Source organism: Chryseobacterium contaminans (assembly GCF_001684955.1).
Lineage (GTDB): Bacteria > Bacteroidota > Bacteroidia > Flavobacteriales > Weeksellaceae > Chryseobacterium > Chryseobacterium contaminans.
In genome coordinates, this window is the sequence record NZ_MAYF01000093.1 from 1 (window position 1) to 6,887 (window position 6,887).

Annotated in this window: 8 protein-coding genes and 1 pseudogene; 5 read left to right on the forward strand and 4 right to left on the reverse strand. The window is 35.4% G+C overall.

Translation table 11 applies throughout. The features are described from left to right. The 5 genes and pseudogenes from BBH99_RS07055 to BBH99_RS07075 form a co-directional block, all read left to right on the forward strand. Positions 1-265, forward strand: a pseudogene (locus tag BBH99_RS07055) (ATP-binding protein); the annotation flags it as partial. 142 nt (positions 266-407) lie between these two features. After that, positions 408-1,514: an NAD(P)/FAD-dependent oxidoreductase gene (locus BBH99_RS07060; protein WP_066693889.1), complete on the forward strand. Its 1,107-nt coding sequence runs from the start codon at positions 408-410 to the stop codon at positions 1,512-1,514. A gap of 18 nt (positions 1,515-1,532) precedes the next feature. Further along, entirely contained in the window at positions 1,533-2,021 is a 489-nt protein-coding gene (locus tag BBH99_RS07065) for a hypothetical protein (protein ID WP_066693891.1), read from the forward strand. A gap of 163 nt (positions 2,022-2,184) precedes the next feature. Continuing rightward, entirely contained in the window at positions 2,185-3,297 is a 1,113-nt protein-coding gene (gene prfB / locus BBH99_RS07070) for a peptide chain release factor 2 (protein WP_066693895.1), read from the forward strand. Between the two features lie 85 nt (positions 3,298-3,382). Continuing rightward, positions 3,383-4,078: a DedA family protein gene (locus BBH99_RS07075; RefSeq protein WP_066693900.1), complete on the forward strand. Its 696-nt coding sequence runs from the start codon at positions 3,383-3,385 to the stop codon at positions 4,076-4,078. A 123-nt stretch (positions 4,079-4,201) separates the two neighbouring features. Here BBH99_RS07075 and BBH99_RS07080 read toward each other — a convergent pair whose 3' ends face one another. The 4 genes from BBH99_RS07080 to BBH99_RS07095 are packed head-to-tail and all read right to left on the reverse strand — an operon-like array spanning position 4,202 to position 6,690. Beyond that, the gene (locus BBH99_RS07080) at positions 4,202-5,071 is read right to left on the reverse strand and encodes an alpha/beta hydrolase (protein WP_066693902.1); all 870 of its coding nucleotides are present in this window, start codon (positions 5,069-5,071) and stop codon (positions 4,202-4,204) included. Between the two features lie 54 nt (positions 5,072-5,125). Beyond that, positions 5,126-5,554, reverse strand: a complete 429-nt coding sequence (locus tag BBH99_RS07085) for an SRPBCC domain-containing protein (RefSeq protein ID WP_066693906.1) — start codon at positions 5,552-5,554, stop codon at positions 5,126-5,128. Positions 5,555-5,614: 60 nt separating this feature from the next. Next, on the reverse strand, positions 5,615-6,208 hold the full coding sequence (locus BBH99_RS07090) for a Crp/Fnr family transcriptional regulator (protein WP_083188770.1): 594 nt from the start codon (positions 6,206-6,208) through the stop codon (positions 5,615-5,617). A gap of 11 nt (positions 6,209-6,219) precedes the next feature. Beyond that, positions 6,220-6,690, reverse strand: a complete 471-nt coding sequence (locus BBH99_RS07095) for a tetratricopeptide repeat protein (protein WP_228390761.1) — start codon at positions 6,688-6,690, stop codon at positions 6,220-6,222. Positions 6,691-6,887: the final 197 nt, after the last annotated feature.

The following is a 6,887-nucleotide window of genomic DNA, read 5'->3' on the forward strand; positions in this document are numbered from 1 at the left end:
CAAAAATCTTTACCAGAGAACCCGAAATGAAAAGCTTAAGATTGATCAGAATCTTATTAATGGAGCATTAAGAGACGCCGCAGCAAAACTTACAGAGGAATATCTTGACCAGGTTGCCCGGTTTTTGGCAGATGTCATCATCAATAACTTTGACGAATTTCAGTTAAGAATCAAGGCCTTAAAAAGTGAGCTTGAAACTTATAAAGTAGTAGAAGAACCTAGACGTGCTATTGGTTTTCATCATAACGGAGAAAAAGAAGAGTAGGAATTCGGGGCTTGAGGTTCGGGATACATGTTAAAGTGATAATCACCAAAAAATCCTTTCTCAACCTCTATGTCTATCATCTATCCGTCTATTATCTTTCATCTCAAGCTTTCCATTATCAATTACTCATTACTCATTACTCATGATCAGCATCTGGGAACAGGAAACCTTTTACCGTAAAAGAGATAATGTCATCATTGGAGCCGGATTTTCCGGACTTTGGGCTGCGATATCCATCAAAGAAAAATCTCCTGAAAAATCTGTGTTAATTATTGAAAGAAATGCTGTTCCATTAGGAGCTTCAACTCGAAATGCGGGTTTTGCCTGCTTTGGGAGCCTCACGGAAGTCATTGCTGATGCTCAGAAAATGGGTTGGGATAAGACCTTGGCTCTTGTTAAGATGAGGTTTGAAGGGCTTCAAAAGATCAGACAATATTTTAAAAGTGATGAAATAGATTTTGAACTCAGCGGAGGGTATGAAATATTGAATGATGATAAACCTCTACAGTATTTAAATGAAGTGAATGAAAAGCTTAAGTCGATCACCGGACTTGAAGAAACCTATTCTTTACAACAGGATAAAATAAAAGAATTTGGACTGGGTAAATCTCAGTTTCTGATTGAAAACCCGTGTGAAGGAAGTCTGCATTCCGGAAAACTCCTGCAGAAGCTTCTGGAAAAATGTCATGAGCTGAAGGTTGAGTTTTTGTTTGGAACTGAAGTGAGACATATAGAAGAAACTTCTGATGAGGTGAATATCTACTTTTCAGAAGGATTTTCTGTAAAAGCAGATCAATTAATTTATTGCACGAATGCTTTCAGTTCAAAATTTCTGGAAAATGAAAATATAGTTCCTGCCCGGGGACAAATTCTATTGACTGAACCCATAAAAAATTTAAAATTAAAAGGGACTTTCCATTATGATGAAGGCTTTTATTACTTTCGAAACTTAGGAAATAGGATTTTGTTAGGAGGAGGAAGAAATCAGGACTTTAAAACGGAAGAAACTACAGCTTTTGAAACCACAGAATTTTTACAAAATCATTTAGAAAACTTTTTAAAAGAAGTCATTCTGCCTGATCAGGAATGTAAGATTGTTCTTCGCTGGTCAGGAATTATGGCTATGGGTACAGAAAAAACACCTATTGTGAAGCAAATAACAGAAAAACAGTTTTGTGCCGTAAGGCTTTCCGGAATGGGAGTGGCACTGGCTCCAAAGATTGGTGAGGTAATCGCTAATCTGATGTAAATTAAAGAATTAAATTCAATGAAATATTTACCCTTTGAACGTATTATTTTCAATACCAATTTGTCTGAGCAGGAAGTCATGACCAGACTGTCAGACTTTGTTGAACCGAAAAAGTTCTTTAGCTGGAAACATATAAAAAATTATGAAGGATCTGTAGATACGAACAGTTTTGATATCAGCAGGGTCATTAAATACAGAAATTCCTTTCTTCCCCAAATAAGCGGTAGTATTCAAAAAAATAATTACGGAACACAGATACAAGTGACCATGAAGCTACATATATTTACATTTTTCTTTTTAATAGTATGGTGTTTAATGGCATCATCTTTCTTTATGATGATATTGATAAAAGAAATAGAAGATCAAAAAATAACAGGATTTTTTTTAATTCCTCTCATAATGCTGTTATTTATGTATGGAATGACCATGGCTGGTTTCAAAATAGAAAGTAAAAAGTCAAAAGAATATCTGAGAAAAGCCTTTGAAGCAGAAATAAGAATAGAATGAGATAAGAGACGAAGAGATAATAGATGTGGAATAAAGAAAAGTTCCAAAAGACTAAAAGATGAATTCTTCCTTATCGAGAACTTTAGACCATGAACATTAAACCTTGAACTCTTAGCTTTCCACTCTGAAAGAAATCCCTTATTTTTGCACAAAAGAAAAAATCGTGATAAACAACGACCAGATAAAAGAAGTTCAATCCAGAATTGAAGATCTACACAGATATTTACAGATTGAAAAAAAGAAGATTGAAATAGCTAACGATGATGAGAAAACAGCGGCTCCTGAGTTTTGGGATAATCCTAAGACCGCAGAAGCTTTCCTGAAACAGCTTCGTTCCAAGAAAAAATGGGTAGAAAGCTATGATGAAATTCATACCCAGTTTGAAGATCTTCAGGTATTAGCTGATTTTGCCAAAGAAGATCCTGATTCAGAAAAAGAATTGGATGAAACATTCCCACAGCTCGTAGAAAAGATTGAAGATCTTGAGTTCAAGAATATGTTGTCTAATGAAGGTGATGAATTGTCTGCGGTTCTTCAGATCACTGCCGGAGCTGGAGGAACAGAAAGTTGTGACTGGGCATCTATGCTGATGAGAATGTACACCATGTGGGCAGAAAAACAAGGCTATAAGATCCGTGAACTGAATTTCCAGGAAGGAGATGTAGCCGGAGTGAAAACTGTTACCCTGGAGATAGAAGGTGAATTTGCTTTTGGATATTTAAGAGGCGAGAACGGAGTACACCGTTTGGTAAGAATCTCACCTTTCGACAGTAATGCGAAACGTCATACAAGCTTTGTTTCGGTATATGTTTATCCTTTGGTAGACGATACCATTGAGATTAATATTAACCCTGCCGATATCTCTTTTGAGACGATGAGGTCTTCCGGAGCAGGAGGCCAGAACGTAAACAAGGTAGAAACAGCTGTACGTCTTCGTCACGCTCCAACCGGAATTATCATTGAAAACTCAGAATCCCGTTCTCAGCTTCAAAACAAAGAAAAGGCAATGCAGCTCTTACGTTCCAGATTATATGAAATGGAATTGGAAGAACGTATGAAGGCCAGAAATGAGATTGAAGCCAACAAAATGAAAATCGAATGGGGAAGCCAGATCAGAAATTACGTCATGCACCCTTATAAATTGGTAAAAGATGTACGCTCAGGCCATGAGACGTCAGATGTGGACGCTGTGATGAACGGGAATATTACACCTTTCCTTAAAGCATTCCTGATGGCCGATGGTACCGCAGTTTCCGATGATGATCTCGACCTATAAATATCATGTGAAATTTTAGTTAAAATCTTATAATTAATTTTTGTTTCAGACATTTTAGGCTTACTTTTGTTGTTCATCGTTATATATGGAAGATTTCAATAGCTGGAAGGATTTATTAAACCCTGAGTTTTATATTAAAATGGGAGGGTTTTGGCTTATTTTATTTATTGTGTTTGCTGAAACAGGTCTTTTTGTAGGGTTTTTCCTACCCGGAGATTCACTACTTTTCGTTTCAGGGATTTATGCCGTTGAAATCATTAAAGAGACTTTTGGTTCTACAGGAAGTGATTTCCTGGATACAACACTTCTTGCCTCCGGAGTAGCTCTTGCTGCGGTAATAGGAAATGAAGTAGGATATTATTTTGGAAGAAAAACAGGACCTGCTTTGTACAAAAGACCAGATTCGATGCTTTTTAAGAAGAAATATCTGTATCAGGCTCATGATTTTTTTGAAAAACATGGTGCATTGGCAATCATTATGGCAAGATTCTTACCTGTAGTGAGAACTTTTACTCCAATTGTTGCAGGGATTGTAAAGATGGATAAAAAAGAGTTTTTAAGAGATAATATTATTGGTGCTGTGCTGTGGTCATTTATTCTGATCTTCGCAGGTCATTATCTTGATAAACTTTTCATGGACCAGTTCGGAATAAACCTGAAAGAGAAATTAGAGTATATCATCATTGTCATTGTATTGGTAACAACGCTTCCGGTGATTATCAAATTCATGTTCGGAAAGAAAGAAGACTTTTCAAAATACGAGAACAAAGACTTTGAATAGAATTCAAATCAACTAAAAATACAAGGCTATCTCACGTAGAGATAGCTTTTTTTATTAGATATTAATGCGGAAATACTGAGTATTGTAATCCAGCTTTAGATATTTTTTACAGTATAAACAGGATTATTTATTAATCCAATCCAGGATATTCGGGTAAATAATGCTGTCTCTTTTTCTTTTACTGAAGAATCTTGGTGCATGCCCTGTTTTGTGCATGAAAACAAATTTATGGGGAACATTCATATGAGTTAATGCAGAATCCATAGCAATTCCCTGATGCTGGTTCACTAAAAAATCATGATTCCCCTGAAATAACAAGGTAGGAACATGGGTAATATTAGCAATAGGACTTGCTTCTTTAAAAGCTTCTGAAAGATTTTTACGGTTAAACTGAGTTCCTACAACCTTTTGAATAGTGGGGGAAGTATATTTAGAATAAAAAGAATTCAGATATTCAGGGCTGTAAAAATCGGTAGGGCCGCTTAAAGAAATGATCTTTTTAATCTTATCAGGGTGCTGGTAGCCATACAATAAAGCCAGATGTCCGCCTGCACTTTCCCCAAGAATAATATAGTTGTTGGGTTGAAGTTCTGCTTTTTTTGCTAAAGAATTAAACTTTTCAATGGCAGAACCAATATCTTCAAGCTGTTGCTTATATGTGATTTTTTTCTTCGGGGAAACCAATCGGTAATTCATATTGATGCTTGGAACCTTATTGTTGAAAAGCATTTTCTGAATCTGAATCATATGTTCCTTTTTCCCCAGTGTCCAGGCCCCGCCATGTACAATGAGAATCACAGGAGAACTGTTAGCATAATCTTTTGGGAGAAAAACATCCATTTTCTGCCTTTTATGTTCTCCGTATTTTAAGTTATAGATTTTCTGTTGTCCTCCCGGGCCAACCCAAACTCGGAATTTGGTATTACAGGACTGCAAAAGGAAACTGATGCATCCCATAACGAAAAAATGATACCTGAGAATGAGCTTTTTCATCCATCAAATGTAAGGAAAATAAGAGATTTATGAAGTGCCCTGAATTGTTATTCATCAGCTTTTTTCAGCTAACTCCTTTAATTTCTGGTTCATCATGTGGAAGCTGTTGGCCGTGTTTTCAAAATTAAAAAACGGAACCAGAAGACCGGAAAATTTTTCTGACTGGATAAATTGAGTTGTACCATTTTTATTATCAATCAATTCAAAATGATGTTCACCGTCAAATATTCCCTTAAATAGTAGTTTTCCCAGCCATTTGAGTTCTTTATTCTCTTTTTTTGATAAAATAATAGGTTTGAAAATCATGGTTTTTCCTCCTTGCGGTTTTATTTTAACCTGGATCTGATTTCCTACTTCTACAGATCCCTGGATTTCAGTAATGAAGGGATTCCAGTTGGGATATTCATGAAAATTTAATAATATTTTCCATATTGTTTCAGGACTGGCATGAATGGTAATTTCTGTTTCAATTTTCTTAGACATGATCAATGATTTTATAGGTACAAAGTTCGATCAGAGAAATTGAAATCCTCTTGACAAAAATCAAAAATTTCCTGTGGCAATTTTATTTCTGATTCTGCTGAAAGTTTCAGAGGTCATCCCAAGCATTGACGCAATATATTGTAAGGGAACCTGATTAAACAACTGTGGATTTTCATTAAAGAAATATAAATACCTTTCTTCAGCATTCATTGATAAATGGCTATAAACCCTAGTTTCAATTGTTGTAAAGCAATGAACGATGAAATTTTTTTCCAATATGTGCCATTGGGGAATTTTATCCTGCAGTTTTTCATAATCAGCCTTATGGATGGTATACAATTCTGTGTCTGTAAGAGCCTGAATATCCCATCTTGCGGGAATATCAGTCATAAAACTGGAAAGATCCGTTACAAAATATCCCGGAGTTGAAATCCACTGTGTAATTTCCTTCTTCTCTGTTTCAGAAAAAATTCTTAAAAGCCCGGATCTTATAAAACTTAATTTTGTGCTTTTCTTTCCTGCCTGTAGGAAAATATCATTCTTTTTAAGAATTTCTGGTTGAAAAAATGAGACGATAGTTTTTAAATCATCTGCATCAATATCTGTAAAATATGAATTGAGGACTTCTTTAAAATCATCATGTATTTCGATCATAGTTTTAGAAATTATAAGTTTTCCGCGTACCGGGCCAGCGAGTTATTATATCTGGGGAGATACTTTGAAATTGCTTTTAACACCAAGGATAGGGCTTCTTGATGTTCCCCTGCTGAGGAAAGGGCTAAAAAAGAATCAACAGCGTCATCCAGCTCATCCGAATAATTTTCCTTTTCTTCTCTTAAAATACGGATGCTTTCTTCTGCTTTTCCGTTATTTCTTAATGTACTTGCCAGCTGGATTCTTGCTCTTCTCCTTCGTAAACCAGTTAATCCTTTATCCAGAGCAGATCTGTACAAAGGTTCAGCTTCTTTTTCATGTCCCGTTGAGTCGTAAGCACATGCCATTTCAAAATCAGAAATTGCCTGTGTATCTGAAATAAGCTTCACATGATCTTTGATCGTCTGAATAAACTCTTCACTGCTGATTGTACCAAGCTTCATCCATATATCTTGTAATTGGATTTCCCAGTTTTCATCCATCGAATAGATTTTAAACAAAGATATGAAATATTGCAGGTGAAGTATTCCTGTACTATTCGTATAATTTTCAAAATTATTGTTGGATTATGAATCTGAAAACGAAATTAAATATTTATTTTTGCTGAACTTAACAAAGATTAAAAAAAGATTAAAATATGGCATCAGGCTTTTTTGCAATTTTAGATGATATTGCAGCA